At 42.2% G+C, this 17,785-nt stretch carries 16 protein-coding genes and 1 pseudogene; 6 read left to right on the top strand and 11 right to left on the bottom strand.

The window, feature by feature from the left end:
- Window positions 1–210 precede the first annotated feature (210 nt).
- The 3 genes from AC3ZVC_RS05040 to AC3ZVC_RS05030 all read left to right on the top strand — a co-directional run bounded on the left by AC3ZVC_RS05040 (window position 211) and on the right by AC3ZVC_RS05030 (window position 2,692).
- Window positions 211–936, top strand: a complete 726-nt coding sequence (locus AC3ZVC_RS05040; protein ID WP_490066708.1) for an ABC transporter ATP-binding protein — start codon at window positions 211–213, stop codon at window positions 934–936.
- A 1-nt stretch (window position 937) separates the two neighbouring features.
- On the top strand, window positions 938–1,966 hold the full coding sequence (locus AC3ZVC_RS05035) for an ABC transporter permease (protein WP_490066706.1): 1,029 nt from the start codon (window positions 938–940) through the stop codon (window positions 1,964–1,966).
- Between the two features lie 75 nt (window positions 1,967–2,041).
- On the top strand, window positions 2,042–2,692 hold the full coding sequence (locus AC3ZVC_RS05030) for a TetR/AcrR family transcriptional regulator (protein ID WP_490066705.1): 651 nt from the start codon (window positions 2,042–2,044) through the stop codon (window positions 2,690–2,692).
- A 25-nt stretch (window positions 2,693–2,717) separates the two neighbouring features.
- On the opposite strand, the gene AC3ZVC_RS05025 is transcribed toward AC3ZVC_RS05030, so the two are convergent.
- The 3 genes from AC3ZVC_RS05025 to AC3ZVC_RS05015 form a co-directional block, all read right to left on the bottom strand.
- A complete protein-coding gene (locus AC3ZVC_RS05025; protein WP_490068832.1) occupies window positions 2,718–3,803 on the bottom strand; it encodes a PQQ-dependent sugar dehydrogenase in 1,086 nt (361 codons plus the stop codon).
- Window positions 3,804–3,827: 24 nt separating this feature from the next.
- Entirely contained in the window at window positions 3,828–4,685 is an 858-nt protein-coding gene (locus tag AC3ZVC_RS05020; RefSeq protein ID WP_490066703.1) for an HAD family hydrolase, read from the bottom strand.
- 74 nt (window positions 4,686–4,759) lie between these two features.
- On the bottom strand, window positions 4,760–5,422 hold the full coding sequence (locus AC3ZVC_RS05015; protein ID WP_490066700.1) for a DNA alkylation repair protein: 663 nt from the start codon (window positions 5,420–5,422) through the stop codon (window positions 4,760–4,762).
- A 189-nt stretch (window positions 5,423–5,611) separates the two neighbouring features.
- Between AC3ZVC_RS05015 and AC3ZVC_RS05010 the strand changes: the two genes are divergently transcribed.
- Together AC3ZVC_RS05010 and AC3ZVC_RS05005 are read left to right on the top strand one after the other, a co-directional pair.
- Complete coding sequence (locus tag AC3ZVC_RS05010) at window positions 5,612–7,168, top strand: glycine betaine uptake BCCT transporter (protein ID WP_490066699.1); 1,557 nt, start codon at window positions 5,612–5,614, stop codon at window positions 7,166–7,168.
- A 172-nt stretch (window positions 7,169–7,340) separates the two neighbouring features.
- Window positions 7,341–8,660, top strand: coding sequence for a short-chain fatty acid transporter (locus AC3ZVC_RS05005; protein ID WP_490066698.1), 1,320 nt, complete (start codon window positions 7,341–7,343; stop codon window positions 8,658–8,660).
- A 483-nt stretch (window positions 8,661–9,143) separates the two neighbouring features.
- Here AC3ZVC_RS05005 and AC3ZVC_RS05000 read toward each other — a convergent pair whose 3' ends face one another.
- The 4 genes from AC3ZVC_RS05000 to AC3ZVC_RS04985 all read right to left on the bottom strand — a co-directional run bounded on the left by AC3ZVC_RS05000 (window position 9,144) and on the right by AC3ZVC_RS04985 (window position 12,061).
- A complete protein-coding gene (locus AC3ZVC_RS05000; protein ID WP_490066697.1) occupies window positions 9,144–9,338 on the bottom strand; it encodes a hypothetical protein in 195 nt (64 codons plus the stop codon).
- Between the two features lie 81 nt (window positions 9,339–9,419).
- The gene (locus AC3ZVC_RS04995; protein WP_490066696.1) at window positions 9,420–10,427 is read right to left on the bottom strand and encodes an ABC transporter ATP-binding protein; all 1,008 of its coding nucleotides are present in this window, start codon (window positions 10,425–10,427) and stop codon (window positions 9,420–9,422) included.
- Between the two features lie 20 nt (window positions 10,428–10,447).
- Window positions 10,448–11,254, bottom strand: a complete 807-nt coding sequence (locus AC3ZVC_RS04990; protein ID WP_490066695.1) for an ABC transporter permease — start codon at window positions 11,252–11,254, stop codon at window positions 10,448–10,450.
- 3 nt (window positions 11,255–11,257) lie between these two features.
- Window positions 11,258–12,061, bottom strand: coding sequence for an ABC transporter permease (locus tag AC3ZVC_RS04985; protein WP_490066693.1), 804 nt, complete (start codon window positions 12,059–12,061; stop codon window positions 11,258–11,260).
- 287 nt (window positions 12,062–12,348) lie between these two features.
- On the opposite strand from AC3ZVC_RS04985, the pseudogene AC3ZVC_RS04980 reads away from it, so the two are divergent.
- Window positions 12,349–13,622, top strand: a pseudogene (locus tag AC3ZVC_RS04980) (YjiH family protein).
- A 188-nt stretch (window positions 13,623–13,810) separates the two neighbouring features.
- On the opposite strand, the gene AC3ZVC_RS04975 reads toward AC3ZVC_RS04980, so the two are convergent.
- From AC3ZVC_RS04975 to AC3ZVC_RS04960, 4 genes are all read right to left on the bottom strand, one after another.
- On the bottom strand, window positions 13,811–14,293 hold the full coding sequence (locus AC3ZVC_RS04975) for a hypothetical protein (protein ID WP_490066691.1): 483 nt from the start codon (window positions 14,291–14,293) through the stop codon (window positions 13,811–13,813).
- A gap of 69 nt (window positions 14,294–14,362) precedes the next feature.
- Window positions 14,363–15,463, bottom strand: a complete 1,101-nt coding sequence (locus tag AC3ZVC_RS04970; RefSeq protein ID WP_490066689.1) for a PRK06851 family protein — start codon at window positions 15,461–15,463, stop codon at window positions 14,363–14,365.
- Window positions 15,464–15,918: 455 nt separating this feature from the next.
- Complete coding sequence (gene ybaK, locus AC3ZVC_RS04965; RefSeq protein WP_490066687.1) at window positions 15,919–16,389, bottom strand: Cys-tRNA(Pro) deacylase; 471 nt, start codon at window positions 16,387–16,389, stop codon at window positions 15,919–15,921.
- A gap of 60 nt (window positions 16,390–16,449) precedes the next feature.
- Window positions 16,450–17,769, bottom strand: a complete 1,320-nt coding sequence (locus tag AC3ZVC_RS04960; RefSeq protein WP_490066685.1) for a UDP-glucose dehydrogenase family protein — start codon at window positions 17,767–17,769, stop codon at window positions 16,450–16,452.
- Window positions 17,770–17,785: the final 16 nt, after the last annotated feature.

Below are 17,785 nucleotides of genomic sequence, written 5' to 3'. Positions count from 1 at the left end.
TTCCTTAGGATCATTGTATCGAAGGCCTCTTATACAGAAAGTGATATATCTCACAATTCAATGAAAGCACTCAAATTTACTGTCACAATTCCTTCACAAAATGTTCTCAGAAAATGTCGAATAAAATAAGTGATCACTCACTTCACAATGCTAGGTATTTATATTATTATTTTAGTGAGTGATTACTCACTTATAAAAAGAGGTGATTATATGATCGTTGAAAAACCAGTAGTTTCCATTCAAAATGTATCAAAAAGCTATGGAAAACAGCAGGTACTTAAAAATGTAAACTTAGAAATCATTCCGGGAGAAGTATTCGGCCTCCTCGGTCCCTCTGGAGCAGGAAAGACGACCATAGTGAAGCAGCTGGCCGGATTGGAAACTCCCACACAAGGAGAAAACTATGTTTTCAGTGAAAAGATGCCCCGTTTAGATTTGATGAATAGGATTGGCTATATGGCCCAATCCGATGCCCTTTACGGAGAATTAACAGCAAAAGAAAATCTTGATTTTTTTGCTTCTCTTTATGGACTAAAAGGAAAGGAAAAACAGCAGCGGATGAAGGATGTTATGGAAATTGTATCTTTAACCGAACACTTCGATAAGCTGGTTTTCAACTATTCTGGGGGAATGAAGCGACGCCTTTCCCTTGCTATCTCGCTTCTGCATAAGCCGGGATTGCTCATTCTTGACGAACCTACTGTTGGCATTGACCCTGTCCTGAGAAAAGGTATTTGGGCTGCATTCAAAGCCCTAAAGGATAATGGAACAACTATTATCGTTACCACTCATGTAATGGATGAAGCAGAAAAATGCGATAGGCTGGGAATGATCAGGGATGGACAGCTCATTGCAGTTGGATCTCCCGAGGAATTAAAGCAGCAAACAAGTGCGGCCAATATTGAAGATGCCTTCCTGGCATATGGAGGTGCTTAAAATGAGAATTACTGCGCTGGTTATTAGAATACTCCGCCAGATTGTAAGAGATAAACGGACCATGGCCCTTTTGATTTTCGCGCCTATGCTTGTCCTGACCATGCTTCACCTTGTATTTAATGGAGATGAATATAGGCCTAATATCGGGCTCGTTGATATACCTGAAGCAATTGAAACTCAATTAAACTTGGAAGATGCTATTATTAAACATTACGAATCTGCTAATCTGGCAGAAAGTGATTTAACGAGTAAGGAGCTGGATGGGTATCTGTTGTTTGAAAATATGGCTCCATCCATAGTCCTGGAAGGGAGCGACCCGAGTGTAAACGGCTCCGTCTTAAGATGGGTTCAAAACGCGTTAAAACCCTTGCAGCAAAATCTAACCAATAAGGAAATGGAAATCAATTATCTATTCGGCTCAAGCGACATGGGGCAGTTTGATTATTTCGGCCCAGTCCTTCTTGGATTTTTCGTCTTTTTCTTCGTTTTCCTTATTGCCGGTGTTTCCTTTTTGCGCGAGAGAACCACTGGGACACTTGAAAGGCTTTTAACAAGCCCGTTAAGAAAATGGGAAATCGTTGCAGGATATACCATCGGGTTTGGCGTTTTCACCATGATCCAGGCTACGATTATTGCCTGGTACGCCATATACGTGCTTGGAATGCTGATGGAGGGAGCTTTTGGCTATGTCCTGCTTATTACTTTACTTCTTTCTTTATCAGCGCTAACCCTGGGGATTTTACTATCCTCCTTTGCTAATAATGAGCTACAAATGATTCAATTTATCCCCCTTGTTGTTGTACCACAAATTTTCTTTTCAGGTTTATTTAACCTCGAAACAATTTCAGAATGGCTCAGTTGGGTTGGACCTTTAACCCCTTTATATTATGCTGCCGAAGCATTGCGGAATGTGATGGTGAGGGGCTTTGGCTGGGATATGATTTATAAAGACCTGCTGGTATTGCTGGGCTTCTCTCTGCTATTTATGATTCTAAATATTGCTGCCCTAAGAAGGTACCGAAAAATATAAAGCCTGTAAATTTCTTTTTATATTTTTAATCCTTTATAATAAATGTATAGATTAGTACGGATAAAGGAGTTTACTATGTCAGAGCACGATTCGGTTATTGAAGATTTATTCCAGGAAGAAGATGGACTCACGGATAAGCAGAAGAAAATTATTATAGCAGCGGTTGAATCGTTTTCCGAGAAAGGCTATGCAGCTACCTCAACTAGTGAAATTGCTAAGAAAGCAGGAGTAGCAGAGGGAACGATATTTCGTCACTATAAAACAAAAAAGGATTTGCTGATGGGCATTGTTTCACCCATGATGGCAAAATTAATCGCCCCATTTGTCATAAAGGATTTATATAAAGTAATCGATCATAAATATGAACGTTATGAAGACTTTCTAAGAGCTATGATGGAAAATCGGATTGCCTTCTTAAAAAACAATATGCCCCTTTTAAAGATCCTAATCCAGGAAATTCCGTTCCATCCGGAGCTTAAGGAACAATTTAAAGAGCATATTGCCTGCAAGGTGTTTGAACGCTTTGTTAATCTGGTGGAGTTCTACCAGAAAAAGGGCCAAATTATCGATATCCCCGCATATAGTGCCGTTCGAATGACCTTTACATCCATATTCGGCTTTTTGATCACCAGGTATTTAATTTTGCCTGAAGCGGAGTGGAATGATGAGGAAGAGATTGAATTAACCATTCAATTCATTATGCATGGACTTTCTGCAAAATCATAACAAAAGCCTGGCAGCTGCCAGGCTTTTATATATCGGTTAAAGAAATTCTATAAAGCTTGTCATCCTTTTCAAGCGGATTTCCGCGGCCATCTGTGTTGTTGCTTATAAAATAAAGGTTGTTTCCTTCAATAAAGACATCTCTGATCCGGCCTAAATTCGAAACAAGCTTTCTAATTTTATTGGCCTCCAGGTCAAACTCCAGAACTGCACTGCCTCTTAAGGCAGCGGTGTAGAGCTTGCCATCATGGTAGGCCATCCCGGAAGGAGCCCAGGTTTCATCATCCCCTGAAGTAAACAAGGGAGATTCCATGCCTTCTTTCTTTTCAGTCCCTTTTATGACAGGCCAGCCGTAATTCTTTCCGGCTATTATTTTATTGATTTCATCATTGGCTGAGGGGCCGTGTTCACTTTCATACAAAGTCCCGTCCCCTGCCCAAGCAAGCCCCTGAGGATTGCGGTGGCCATAGCTATAGACATATGAATCGGGAAAAGGATTATCTGCCGGTATGGTGCCGTCCAGATTCATTCTTAAGATTTTCCCTCCTAAAGAATTCACATCCTGCGCAATTTTCGGATTAGCAGCCGCATCTCCTGCTGTTGCGTAAAGCTTGCCGTCAGGGCCGATTTCAAGGCGGCCGCCATGGTGGAACTGACCGCTTGGAATTTTATCCAGCAAGATCTTTTCCTCTTTCCATATTCCATCTTGAAGCTTGAGGATGACAATGCGGTTAAACTGGCCGGTGCTGTTTTCGTAGGTGTAATAGGCAAAGGCTTCATTCGATTTGGAAAAGTCAGGTGCCAGCACAAAGCCAAGCAAACCGGCTTCCGCTGCTTTAGACAGCTTTTTTTCCAATTGTACCTTTTGGCGTTCTTTCTTGCTCCCTTCAACCTTTACAATGCTTCCCTGTCTTTCCGACATATAAAAGGTTTCTTCCGTTTTAGCAATGGACCAGGGAATATCCAGCTCATCAGCAAGAATTTCCGGTTCTTCATTTGCAGGAAGGCTGACTTCCTGCTCTTCAACCTTTTCCTTAACCTCATTCTCCCCGGCATTTGAGCATCCGGCAATAAATGCAAAAGCCAGAAGCCCTGTACCAAACACCCTTTTCATCAAGCTCTCGACCTCCTTGAAAATTTACTCCAGTACTTCCCAAATCGCTTTGGCTACTCCGCTGTCTTCGTTAGTTGATGTAACAGCATCACATTGCGCTTTGATGATTTCATCAGCATTTCCCATGGCGACTGATCTTCCAGCCCGCTTGAACATAGACAAATCATTATAATTATCGCCAATCGCCATTGTTTCTAGAAGCGATATCCCTTTTTCTTTTACAAAAGCCTCAAGGGCTATCCCCTTTTGGGCATTTATACTTGTCAGCTCCAGGTTTTCGTCCCCTGATGAACTCACTGCCATATCTTCAAGCTGAAGCAAGTCCTCTTTTGCGGCAGCAAGAAAATCCGGTTCAAACGAGAAAGCAAGCAGCTTATAAATTTGGTGCTCCTCATGGTTGAAAAGTTCATCATAGCTGTTCACTTTATGCACCAGCCCCTTTTTAAACCGTTCCTCGGCAGCTTTAGTGACCTCGTCAATATCCGCTTCAGGGTTACCGCTTAAAAAGATATCAACAATGATTGAAACACCTCGATCTTCATCAACTGTATATGTACCTTGGTTTGTATACACCTCGAAATAAACATTGTTCTGTAAAAGGATATAAGCTGCTTTTTTAGCCAAGGCCTTATCGAGCGGATTGGAAGAAACCACTTTTCCATCCGCAGTCCTTACCTCCGCACCATTCGCACAAATAATGGGACAGGAGATACCGGCATCCTCCAGAACAAAGCTTGCTTCAAAGTAAGAGCGTCCGGTTGCGATTACAACCTCGACTCCTTTTTCCTGAGCTGCTTTTATTGCTTCAATATTCTTATCCGGTATTTTCTGTGTTGCTGTTAAAAGAGTTCCATCCATATCACTGGCAATGCATTTGATCATGGTTATCTCACCTTCTGGCTGTAGTAGTATTTTTGCAGAAAAACTTATTTTGCCATTTTAACATGTTCTCCGTTTTATTTTAAATATTTGCTCCCTTCCCTGATGCTTAACTTGGCAAGGGGATTGGAATCAATAAACTCTTTTACAGAAGCAGGGTTTGTTTTGGAATACTCCCTGAGTGCCCAGCCAATCGCCTTTTGGATGAAAAATTCCCTGCTTTTATTATTTAGAAGAATATAGCGGTATAATAACTCTTTATCTGTACGGTCTTTATACTTTAACTGAAATAAAATCGCTGTCCGGCGAAGCCACATATTATTGCTGGAAGCCCATCCGTCGATTCTTTCCTTTATCACTTCAGGATGCTTGACAGCAATTGCCCCAATAGCATGCGAAGCAAGCATGTCGACTGTATCCCACCAGGACTTTGATACAATCAGTTTTTCAATTAAATCAAAATGGCGCTTGTCCAATTTCTTTGTGAATTTCCCAATATAATCAAGAGCGGCATTTTGATATTCTCTTTCTTCCATCTCCCACAATGCTTCAACGAAACCCGGCTTGAACTCCTGTTTTAACATCCCGGTTTCATTAAAGAATTCTTTTAATAACATTCTTCTTTCAGGCGTTTTAATTCCCAGGAACGGAAACCTGTTTTTCATATAGTTTTGCATAGGAACAGCTTTCTCTTCACATCGGCTTTCCTCAAAAAGCTTTATTAACAAAGTAATATCCATATAAGCACTCCTTTTTACATCGAAACAGGTTTATGTCATCATGTTAAGGGTAAGTATTTTAGGGATTTGTCGCTTTCTCCGTTTTTGGACAGCTTTTTCCTCTTCCGATTAAATTCCATTTTAAAGAGTCAAGCCCGAATAATCCATTTCCCATGAATGATTAGACAGAAAAGAAGGCCAAAATACAATATGCGTTATTTTTTAGGATTGATTTGTTTAGGGGGGATTTTATTGAATGATAAATCCGGCAGTATAAACAGTGTATTTTGGATTTCAGCCGTGGTTATTTTGCTTTTAGTTCTATTGGGAGCTTTTACTCCCGACTTATTTGCCAGTGCAGCAACAAAAGCCTTTGATTTTACTACATATGCATTTGGCTGGTTTTACTTAATTTCGGTCTTGTTTTTTGTCTTATTCTGTATCTTTCTTGCCATAAGCAAATATGGCCGCATCAAGCTTGGCAATGATGAAGATAAAGCGGAGTATCCTTTTTTCACCTGGATTGGGATGCTTTTCAGCGCAGGATTTGGAATTGGATTAGTATTCTGGGGAATTGCGGAACCGATGAGCCACTATTTTACACCGCCCAGGCAGGGGATGGATCCACTAACAACAGAAGCTGCCCGGGAGGCAATGGGTTATTCCTTTTTCCACTGGGGGGTCAGCCAATGGTCTGTGTTCACCATTGTTGGCTTGGCTATTGGCTATTTTCAATTCAGGAAGAAAGAAAATGGGCTTATTTCCACTACTTTAAATCCTTTATTCAGCAAAAAACGGGAGCCTGTTACCCTAAAAAAATTCATTGATATTTTGGCTGTTATCGCAACAGTCATGGGTGTAGCGACGTCTCTTGGGCTGGGTATACTCCAGATTAACGGAGGCCTGGATGCTGTATTTGGAATTGAGAAAAGCGCTTTAACACAAATTCTGATTATTGTGGTAATGACCGTACTATTCCTGTTATCATCGTCTACAGGCCTTAATAAAGGGATTAAATATTTGAGTAATCTGAACCTCGGTCTTGCTTTAGTCCTTATGCTGTTCGTTTTGGTTACCGGTCCTACCGTGTTTATTTTGAATACCTTTACACTTGGAATAGGCGATTATATCTCGAATTTTATTAATTTGAGCCTTCGCATGACCCCCTATAAAGGCGGCACCTGGATAAGGGACTGGACCATTTTTTATTGGGCCTGGGCCATTGCCTGGTCGCCATTTGTTGGAGCCTTTATCGCGAGGGTTTCCAGGGGAAGAACGATCCGCGAATTCGTGGTTGGCGTACTGATCGTTCCTCCGCTCATTGCACTAATTTGGATTGCAGTATTCGGCGGAACGGCTTTGCACTTCGACCTTTTCAGCGGCACAGCGATTGCAGAAGCTGTTAATAACGATGTAACTTCAGCCTTATTCCAGACTTATAATGAGCTGCCATTCAGCTTCTTGCTTTCCGTTTTGTCCATCCTGCTGATTCTGACATTCCTGATCACATCTGCAGACTCGGCAACCTATATTTTGGGGATCATGACCGCTAATGGCACTTTAACACCGCCGCTCGCTACACGGATTACATGGGGAATTTTGATGGGTGCTATCGCAGCAGTCCTGCTTTTAAGCAGCGGACTAGAAGGCCTGCAAACTGCTTCACTTGTCTCGGCTCTTCCATTTACCATTATTCTGATACTTATGTGTGCATCGTTATTTAAAATGCTTCGCAAAGAAAACATACCGGTTAAACATAAGAAATAAGCTAGCAGACCTCCCAACAAGGAGGTCTGTTTTTTATTCCACATTGAAGGATTGCCCTATGCACTCTTCTCCATCTTCCAATCCAGCATATTATTTCAGAAAAGAAGGAATATAGAGAATTGTAAAGAAAATATAATAAGTTTAAGTATTAATTTATCAAGGGGGTTACATCATGAAAGTACTAGTATCATTTTTTAACCGCATTATGCAGCGGTATCTGCCTGATCCATTTTTATTTGTTATTATCTTAACTTTTGCTGTGTTCGGATTAGGTTTGATTTTCACTGACAGCGGGCCTTATCAGATGATTCAGCATTGGGGCAATGGTTTTTGGGGCCTATTAGTCTTCTCCATGCAAATGGTGCTTGTCCTGGTAACAGGGCATGTTTTGGCCAGCAGCCAAATTTTTAAAAAGGGATTAGGCGCTCTTGCCTCAACCGCAAAATCACCGGGCCAGGCTATAATCATTGTTACGGTTGTTTCCATGATTGCCAGTCTAATCAACTGGGGATTCGGGCTTGTCATTGGTGCTTTATTCGCCAAGGAGCTTGCTAAAAAAGTTAAAAATGTCGATTACCGGCTATTAATTGCAAGCGCTTACGCAGGGTTTATCGTTTGGCATGGGGGAATCTCCGGATCCATTCCATTGACGATTGCCACTCCGGGGCATTTTTCGGAAGATATGATCGGTGTGATTTCAACTGACCAAACGATCTTTGCCGGATTTAACCTATTAATTGTTTTAGCCATCTTTTTAATTTTGCCTTTTGTTAATCGCTTCATGATGCCATCCAAAGAAGAGACAATCGTTGTAGATCCTGCGCTTCTTCAGGATGATGTTCAGGCTGCCACCCTCGAAAAAGGGGCCATGACACCGGCAGAAAGATTGGAAAACAGCCGGATTGTTTCACTGTTAATCGGAATCTTCGGGCTCGTCTTCCTGTTTTACTATTTTGCAACGAACGGATTCAAGCTTAATTTAGATATTGTTAATTTCTTATTCCTGTTCCTGGGCATCCTCTTCCACGGTACACCTAAACATTTCCTTGAAGCGGTGATGAATGCCGTTAAAGGAGCAAGCGGCATCATTGTCCAGTTCCCATTTTACGCTGGGATTATGGGCATGATGACTGCTTCAGGGCTAGCTGCGGTTATGTCAGAAGGATTTGTTTCCATTTCCAACGAATTTACGTTTCATTTCTTTACATTCCTAAGTGCCGGATTAGTAAACTTCTTCGTTCCTTCCGGTGGAGGACAGTGGGCAGTTCAGGCGCCTGTTATGCTGGAAGCAGCGAAGGCATTGGATGTATCTATTCCAAAAACCGCTATGGCTGTTGCATGGGGCGACGCCTGGACGAACTTAATCCAGCCTTTTTGGGCTCTGCCAGCACTGGCGATTGCCGGCTTAAAAGCTAAAGATATCATGGGATACTGCGTACTAACTCTGCTTGTGAGCGGCGCAGTCATTTCACTGGGATTGCTGTTTTTTTAAAATATAGGCTGTGTTAAAGCTTGATTGACGTCCAGCGGGAGATCGACAGACCGCCCGCTGTTTCGCAGGGATACTGGAGTCAAATAAAAGAGGATGGCGCGCTGCCATCCTCTTTTGAGGCTGTTCGTTGTTATAATGTGCTATTTCGTTGAAAGATCTTAAATTTCGTTGATATACTTTTTTAACGTCTCTCAAAGTTGCTCAAAAAACAAGGCTGTTTTCCTATAGATTGTTGTTTTTGGACTATAAAGCTTGCCCGTTGATTTCCGCTCCAGTCACTTGCTTTCCGCGGGGAGGAACGGGAGCCTCCTCGGCGTTTCACGCCTGCGGGGTCTCCCGCTCCCTCTCTTCCCGCAGGAGTCAAGTGCCCTCCACTCCAATCAACTCAGTAATTAAAACTAGTTTGTAGCAACAAACTTTGCGAAAACAGCCAAAAACAAAAAGCACGAAGGCCAGGCGGCCATCATGCCAATATATTCATTATTAAAGCATCCCATTATGATGATCATTCTTCATATTATGCATATGTGACTCCATATAAGCCCTATCCGACTCCGAAACTTGCTTCGCATTTTCCTCAGGGTCAAAATCGTCAATTCCATGCTTTTTATGCCACCAGTCAACAAACATGCCTGCTCCCAACAGTACAGCACAAAAGCCTAGAAGATAAAGAATCAATTTGATCACCTCTATATATTATATTATTTTTCAGAAAATGATGACATCTTTAATTTGCCCATTTTCCATAGAGGCTTTCTTTTACACTTTCACGGTTTCGGGCAGTTCCTGATAGCCTTCCTGATAGATGCGGCTAATAATGGATTCGATTTCCGGCTCCTCCACTGTCAGGTCCTTGATATTATGAGTCTTTGTAATCTGGGCAATTAATTCGGATGCAGAAACCATATCCCGGTTAAACCGGATCCAGAATCGGCTCGCTTCTTCCTTAAAAACCTCACCTTCTGTTAGTTTTAAGCGCTCGGATGACTCTTCTAAGTCAACAATCAGTGTCCGGATTTTTCCGAACCTTTCCTTCACGACTGCAATTTCACCATCATAAACCTTTTGCCCATGGTCGATAAGAATCATGCGTTCACACAGCTTCTCAATATCCTCCATGTCATGGGTTGTTAAAATAACCGTGATTTTACGCTCATTATTAATCTCTTTAATAAACGTCCTCATTTTCTCTTTGGCTACCACATCCAGCCCGATGGTCGGCTCATCAAGGAACAGAATCGGCGGATCATGCAAAAGAGAAGCAGCGATATCAGCCCTCATTCTTTGCCCGAGCGAAAGCTGCCGGACAGGTGTATTCAAAAATTTATCCAGCCCTAATATTTCAGTAAAAATGTCCATGTTTTCTTTGTATCGTTTATTGGAAACCTGATAGATTTCCTTGAGCAGCTCAAATGATTCAATTGTAGGCAGATCCCACCAAAGCTGTGTTCTCTGGCCAAAAACAACTCCGATATTTTTGGCATTTTCCTGCCTGTTTTCATAAGGGATAATGCCATTTACCTTAACTCCCCCTGAGCTTGGAACCAGAATACCCGTCAGCATTTTAATCGTGGTGGACTTCCCCGCTCCATTCGGTCCAATATAGCCGACCATTTCGCCTTCTTCGATGGAAAAGCTGATATCCTTCACTGCTTCCTTTTTAAAATGCTCCCGCTTCACAAGGCTCTTCATAGCTCCGAGAAGGCCTGTTTCCCTCTTGGCAACCATAAAATCCTTCATTAGATGTTCAACCTCTATAATTGGCATTTTAGCCCTCCTAATCTATGTTATGAACCTGTACTCTTATATCGCTTCAATCCCAGCATCCAAATATAATAGGCAACGGCAAAAAAGACGATTCCGACAAGCGGCGATAAGTAACCTATATGATTAGGGAAAAATGGCGTTTCTTTTTCCAGAAGAACGGCAGCAGGGAAATAGTTCACAAAGCCAAAGGGAACCACAAAGGCTGTAAACCATTGCACAGCCTTTGGATAAATAACCAAGGGATAGTTGGTTAAATTTCTAGCCGGATACATAGCCACCCAGTAAAACTGCTCTGATTTGGTAGTCCAAAACGCAAGGGCAGAAATCATCACCAGCAGCCCTCCCTGGATGAGGATGCCCCCAACAACTGAAAGCAGTAAAAATAAACTTTTTCCCAATGTCCAATCCAATTGAAGCTCAAAACTGACCCAAATAAAGATCACGATACTGAACAAAAATTGGGCAAAGGAAGCAACATCAAATTTCATCGCCATGAAATGAAAAAACGGATTGATTGGCCTGACAAGAAAGCGGTCAAATGTACCATTCAGGATGTATGTATCCAGTCCTCTAAAGTGAAAAAATAAAATAATGCAGAATCCCCATGATAAAATAGCGACTGCAAATAAAAACAGCATTTCGTAAAAATTCCATGAACCCAATTCCTGAAACTGATAAAGCATAATCCACATTGTCACGGCGGTGCCCGCATAAGAAGTAAGCAATCCTACAATTCTCATGACAAAGGCAAAACGATACTGCAGCTGCGCCCGTACACCGGCGGAGATGAGTTTAAAGTATAACTCGAAATATTTTAGAACACCCACTCTCTATCCCCCCTGTACAACCACTTTGTGTGATGCCCTGTTCCAGACCAGCCTTAACAGCAAATAACAAACGGCTACCCAAAATAATTGAACTCCCAGGGACAGCAGAATGGCGCTTCCGGAAATTTCACCTATAAAAATGGCGTTTGGTATGTAATAGATTCCTTGAAACGGCAAATAAAGCGCCATTTTCTCAAGCCAGCCCGGAAAAAACCAAAGCGGGATAATCGACCCGGACAGAAGGGACATCGCAAAATAAAAGATATCGACGATGCCGCCTGTTTCGACCAGGAAAAAGGAAAGCAATCCGAACGACATCTCTATACAATAACGAATCAAAAACCCAATAAATGCTGAAGTAATAAACAATACCCAAGTCTGCCAGCTGTCCGGCAGAGTCAAATCCATAAATATAAACAGGACTGTATATAAGGGAAGCAGCGCTGTAAGAATATAAAACGCGACACTTCCAAAGTCCGCAAACAGATAGCGCAAAGGTACATCAAATGGCCTCATTAATTCCAGGGAAATATCCCCTGTACGAACCTTCTCCTGAATATCCCAAAGCGGGGTACCCGCTCCATTTACCCCTGTTAAAAATTGGCTGACTATAATATAGGTCAGCATCGCCTCAAAGCTGACACCGCCCGCTTCTTCTCTTCCTGCATATAAAGCAGTCCAAATGGAACCCCACATAAGCAGGAATATAAGATTTGAGCCAAGCCTTGACCAGACATCGAACCGATAAACGGCCGAACGAAGAAAAGCCTTCTTCGTGAATGTCCAATATAAACGGAACCTAAACATTCACCCACCTGCTTTTTGATTATTTTGATTATTTTATATTTTAACATAATATGGGAGATGAAAATATGCTTGTTGAAATAATCTATTTTGTGTTTAAAAAAGAGGGAAACGGTGGAATTTAAGAGAAAGGAGTTGGCTTTTTAGAGGTTATGAATTAAAATAACTTTTGGTTTATAAATATTAAGTTGAAAAGGTGAATTGTATTGATTGATGCATCGAGAAAGAAGTACACATCTTCTGAAATATTAAAATTTGTTATTCCATCCCTTATTGGAATCAGTTTTTTTATGGTTCCGCTAAAATATAACGGTGAAATTACCATTCCGATCGCCATTTTTTCAGGCTGGGTCCAGGAATGGCTCTCTGCTTATCTTCCTGAAATCATGACTTTTATTATTGTTTTGACCCTTCTTGGTACCATCTTCGCTAAGTTTTTCAAACCTGCTTTCATCGAAAGAAGCCCTTTCTTAAAGAACTTATTCGATGTTCCGGCAATTTGGTTTGCTGCAAGAATACTGGGAAGCATTTTTGCGATTATGACTTTATTCCAATTAGGGCCTGAACAAGTTTGGTCTGAATATACAGGCGGTTTACTGTTAAATGATTTGCTGCCGATTTTATTCTCAGTCTTTTTATTTGCAGGACTTTTTCTGCCATTGCTGTTAAACTTTGGCCTGCTTGAATTTTTTGGGTCACTATTAACAAAGATTATGCGCCCTGTCTTCAGGCTGCCAGGAGATCCTCCATTGACTGTGTCGCTTCCTGGCTTGGAGATGGAACGATTGGTGTTCTATTAACAAGCAAACAATATGAAGAAGGCTATTACACGAAAAGAGAAGCCGCCATCATCGGCACAACCTTCTCAGTCGTATCTATTACCTTCAGCCTTGTGGTCATCTCACAGGTTAATTTAGGTCATTTATTCGTGCCTTTTTATTTGACTATTACGGCCGCCGGATTCGTTGCAGCAATTATTAGTCCAAGGATCCCGCCATTATCCAGAAAGCCTGATACGTATTATAACGGCCAGGAAGGCGGATTGGATGAAACAATCCCTAAAGGCCACACTCCAGTTAGCTGGGGAATCTCCCAGGCTGTCGAAAAAGCAAAAGGCAATCAGAGTATAAAGCACTTTTTCGAACAAGGTGTCAAAAACATTCTGGATATGTGGATGGGCGTAGCACCGATTGTCATGGCACTTGGTACTCTCGCACTTATCATTGCTGAATATACGCCAGTATTTAAATATTTGGGCATGCCATTTATTCCGATCCTACAGCTTATGCAGGTTCCCGAGGCAGCAGCAGCTTCAGAAACCATGATTGTCGGATTTGCCGATATGTTCCTGCCATCTGTTATTGGTGCAGGGATTGAGAGCGAAATGACTCGCTTTATTGTTGCCTCCGTTTCCGTTACACAGCTGATTTACATGTCCGAAGTGGGCGGACTGCTTCTTGGTTCAAAAATTCCGGTTTCTTTAAAGGACTTAATCATCATTTTCCTGGAAAGAACCATCATTACACTGCCAGTTATTGTCCTGGCGGCACATATTATCTTTTAATGGAGATCAGTTTTCATCATGTCAATGCTGAAAAGTTGATATGACGCAAAGTGACCGATATATTAAAAATCTGGTATATTACAATACTGCAGCGGCTCCTAAATCGTTGTAATGTTAATAAAAATAGCGCTGTCCACGTATAAAAGAGGTATCCTGAAGCGGGATACCTCTTTTATTAGCTATTTATTTTAAAAACATTGGAACGATCTAATTCTCCTTAAGTCCGTTCCATAATAAGTCCAGCGCCATCTTCTCCAGCGCCAGCCTGCTACTGATGTCCGTCCGACATATGTTGGGAAGAACCAGAAGCTGTTTCCATTTTGGAGCCATACATAGGTATTGCGATATAAACAGCCTCTTATTGCGCCCGGATCAACCGCAAAGGTAGTTGCCTGCTGCATTTGCGGAGTAAAACTTGGAGGCGGTGCTGTTGGCGCTCCCCCTTGCTGCTGTCCCCCGCCCCCTGGCGGCCCCGGCGGCGGTCCTGGTGGTCCGAAACCTCCTCCTGGTCCTCCTGATGGCGGTCCCGGTGGTCCAAATCCGCCGCCTGGACCTCCTCCCGGAAATCCAGGAATTCCGAATCCGCCGCCTGAACCTCCACCTGGAAATATCCGATCATCATAATAATAGTCTGTCATGTAAGGATAAAACGGATAATTTGTATAATCCATCTATTCTAAACTCCTCTCCATTTCTCTTCGAAGTAATGTATGCCTCATGCCCAAAATCGTGTTTACGTGCTAGACCTTTTCGGAAATCAGCAGCAGAAGTTCAGAGCGGATCTTATCTTTAATCTTGTCGACAACTTCAAAATTCATGGCCTCAATATAAATTTTTTCCAATGTGTCACGTTGGGTTTTTGCTTGTGCAAGATAAGATATCGCTTCACTCATTTTATTTTTATAACGGGTGCTGATGTCTTTAATCTGTTCGGCATATATTTCATCTGTTCCTGAGTTGATGGTGATCTCATACATATCAATAATTTCGTCACCGTCTCTATCAGGAAAATATTCATGAGGTGCCGTGCTATCGAAAATAGCCAAACCAAGCTCTCTCACAATAATCATATCCAGGCTGTGCGGGTCAAAGCCGCAATGGTAGACTTCAATATCAAATCCGCGGTTTTCAGCTTCTGCAGCCAGCTTTTTCAGCATGGTTGACTTTCCGGAACCCGGACGCCCTTTAATAAAATACCTTTTCTGAATATCTTCAGTAAGGTTTGGCACAAAATCCACCGCACCTGTTGGTGTTGCTGCCCCTAAATAACGATGCTTAACAGATGGTGTTTTATTTAATTTCATATTGCCATAGAAGGTCTGAATCAGTTTCTTAGTTAGTTGATCCGCCTTTTGAAAGTTCATATTTTCGATGTAGATTTTTTCCCATTCATCATGAATTTTCAGCGCTTCTGCAAATGTTTCGTAAGCTGTTGCAAATGAGCAGCTAATTTGACTTGCCAATGATGTGATTTCTTCTTTCTTCCCGGCCAATGTCTTGGAGTTCCAGGCTTCTCCCAGATTGATATATTCATCAACTGCGCCAGGTGCTTTAGGTTCAATGACATGCGGAGCTGTCCCATCAACGATACCAGCTTTTAAAGCAGGAATGATGACTCCGTCGATTGAATGATTGTCAGATGAGCAATGAATGTATTCAAGATCATAGCCTTTTTCAGATAATTCCGCTCCGATCGCTTTCATCAGAGAAGATTTCCCTGTCCCAGGTCCGCCTTTTAAAATAAATAGGCGGTCAAGCCCTTGGAGGTTGGAATCAAATAAACTGTGGAATCCGCGCGCAGTATTCCCGCCGGCAAAGTAATTTAATGTCTTCCCAGCCACTCTTACACTTCCTTTCGAAATGCATTTTCATCTTACAGTATGCAAAGGGAGAGGGATGGGTGAATGCCTATGGAAAAAAAGCAGAGAGCTGCTCTATTTTGTTGGTTGATGATTTATTAGGAGGAGATGGCGATATACACGAAGGTAAGGGAACATCAAGTTTTTAAAAAGCTGTCTTCGTAAAGATTTATGCTTTTAGAAGGTAAATGTGTTTTAACCACCTGAGTTGATTGTAGCGGAGGGCACTTGACTCCTGCGGGAAGTGAGGGAAGTGCGAGACCCCACAGGCGAAGCCGAGGAGGCTCGCAACCCTCCCCGCGGAAAGCAAGTGCCCGCAGCGGAAAGCAACGGGCAAAATTCCTAAACAAAAACAACAACTTTTGAAAAAAGAGCCTTAAAAAAGAGCGCTAAATCACAGCGATTTAGCACCCTTTACTGCATTTTTTATTCATTTTTCACAGATCCTCAAGTTTTGCTCCTATAACCTGCTGTAAATCTCCTATTTTCAGCTCCATTTGCATGCCAATCTTACCGCCGCTTACAATGATGCTCTCAACTTCAGAAGCTTTAGTATCAACATAGGAAGGATATTGCTTTTTCATCCCGACTGGAGAACATCCTCCACGGATATAGCCGGTAAGCTTCTGGATATCTTTAACCGGAATCATCTCCATCTTTTTTTCACCTGCAGCCTTTGCAGCCTTTTTCAGATCCAGTTCATCTTCAACCGGAATGATAAACACATATACCTGCTTGCTTTGCCCCTGAGCGACAAGTGTTTTATAGACTGCCTTAGGGTCTTTTCCAATCTTCTCTGCAACCGAAACCCCATCTATCTTTCCATCCTGACTGTCGTAGGTGATTAATTCATAATCTACCTTCTGCGCGTCCAGAATACGCATTGCATTTGTTTTACCCTTAGCCATACCTGCGCCTCCATTGCTTATTTTCCTCATTTTAGCACTTCCGGCGCTTTTCAAAAAGCATCAGGTGGGATTGGTATCTGGCAGCCCTGGGCGCCCAATCGACACATATTGAATCTCGTGCTTTTCCGTTTCCTTGACAGAATAGCAGTTTCTGCCATCAAAGAGGAGGGGATCTTTCATGTTCTCACGGTATTTAAAAAGGGGGAATTCTTTGATTTCCTTCCATTCGGTTACGATAAACGCCATATCTGCTTCTTGAATGGCCTCATCAATTGAGGACGCATAAGTGAGCTTGTCACCAAAAAGGCGCTTTCCCTTTTCCATGGCGGCAGGATCATATACCGCTATATCCGCACCTTCATCCAGTAAATCACGGATCAGATCCAAAGACGGAGCCTCCCGGATATCATCTGTATTGGGCTTAAAGGATAAGCCAAGCACAGCAGCTTTTTTTCCGGATAAATTGCCAACCAGATTTTTTGCCTTCCTGTATAACGTTTGCTTTTGTCTGTCGTTCACTTCCATAACCGCTCTGAGCATTTTAAAATCATAATCAAATTGGCGGGCCATTTGTTCCAATGCCTGAGTGTCCTTTGGAAAACAGGAGCCGCCATATCCAATTCCAGCATTCAGAAACTGGGTTCCTATCCTCTTGTCCATTCCCATTCCAGCACTGACATCCTCGATATTCGCTCCGGATACATCACATAAATTCGCAATCTCGTTGATAAAACTGATTTTAGCAGCTAAGAACGTATTGGAAGCATATTTAATCATTTCCGCACTTCGAAGATCTGTATGCAATACAGGAATGTTAAACGGCTGGTATATTTTCTCTACAATATTTCCAGCCCTCTCATGTCTTGATCCGATCACTATGCGATCGCCATGAAAGGTATCGTATATACCAGAGCCTTCACGAAGAAATTCAGGGTTTGAAACCACGTATACAGTCAAACAGGGCATCATTTTACCCATAATCAATGCTTCTATTCGTTCATTTGTGCCAATTGGAACGGTGCTTTTTATCGCTACTGTTACGTTCTTTTGAATGTGCTCTGCGATGTCCAAAGCAGCCTGCTCAATATAAGCTGTATCCGCTGAACCATCTGCCTTCTGCGGTGTGCCTACTGTAATAAAGATGCAATCAGCCTCTCCATAAGCCAAATGGGCTTGATCCGTGAAAAATATGCGTTCTTTATCCCTGTTCCTGCTGATCATTTCTTGAAGCCCCGGCTCGAAAATGGGGCACCTGCCTTGATTTAAATCCTCTATTTTTTCTATATCCTTATCGAAACAGATCACTGTATGTCCAACCTCGGCCAAACAAGCGCTTGTGACCAGACCTACATATCCTGCCCCGGCAATGGTGATGTTCATAAAAGGACTCCTTTAT

It is taken from the genome of Cytobacillus sp. C11.1 (genome assembly GCF_058145115.1).
The sequence above is the reverse complement of the archived record's forward strand: the minus strand, read 5'-3'. Positions and strand labels throughout refer to the sequence as shown.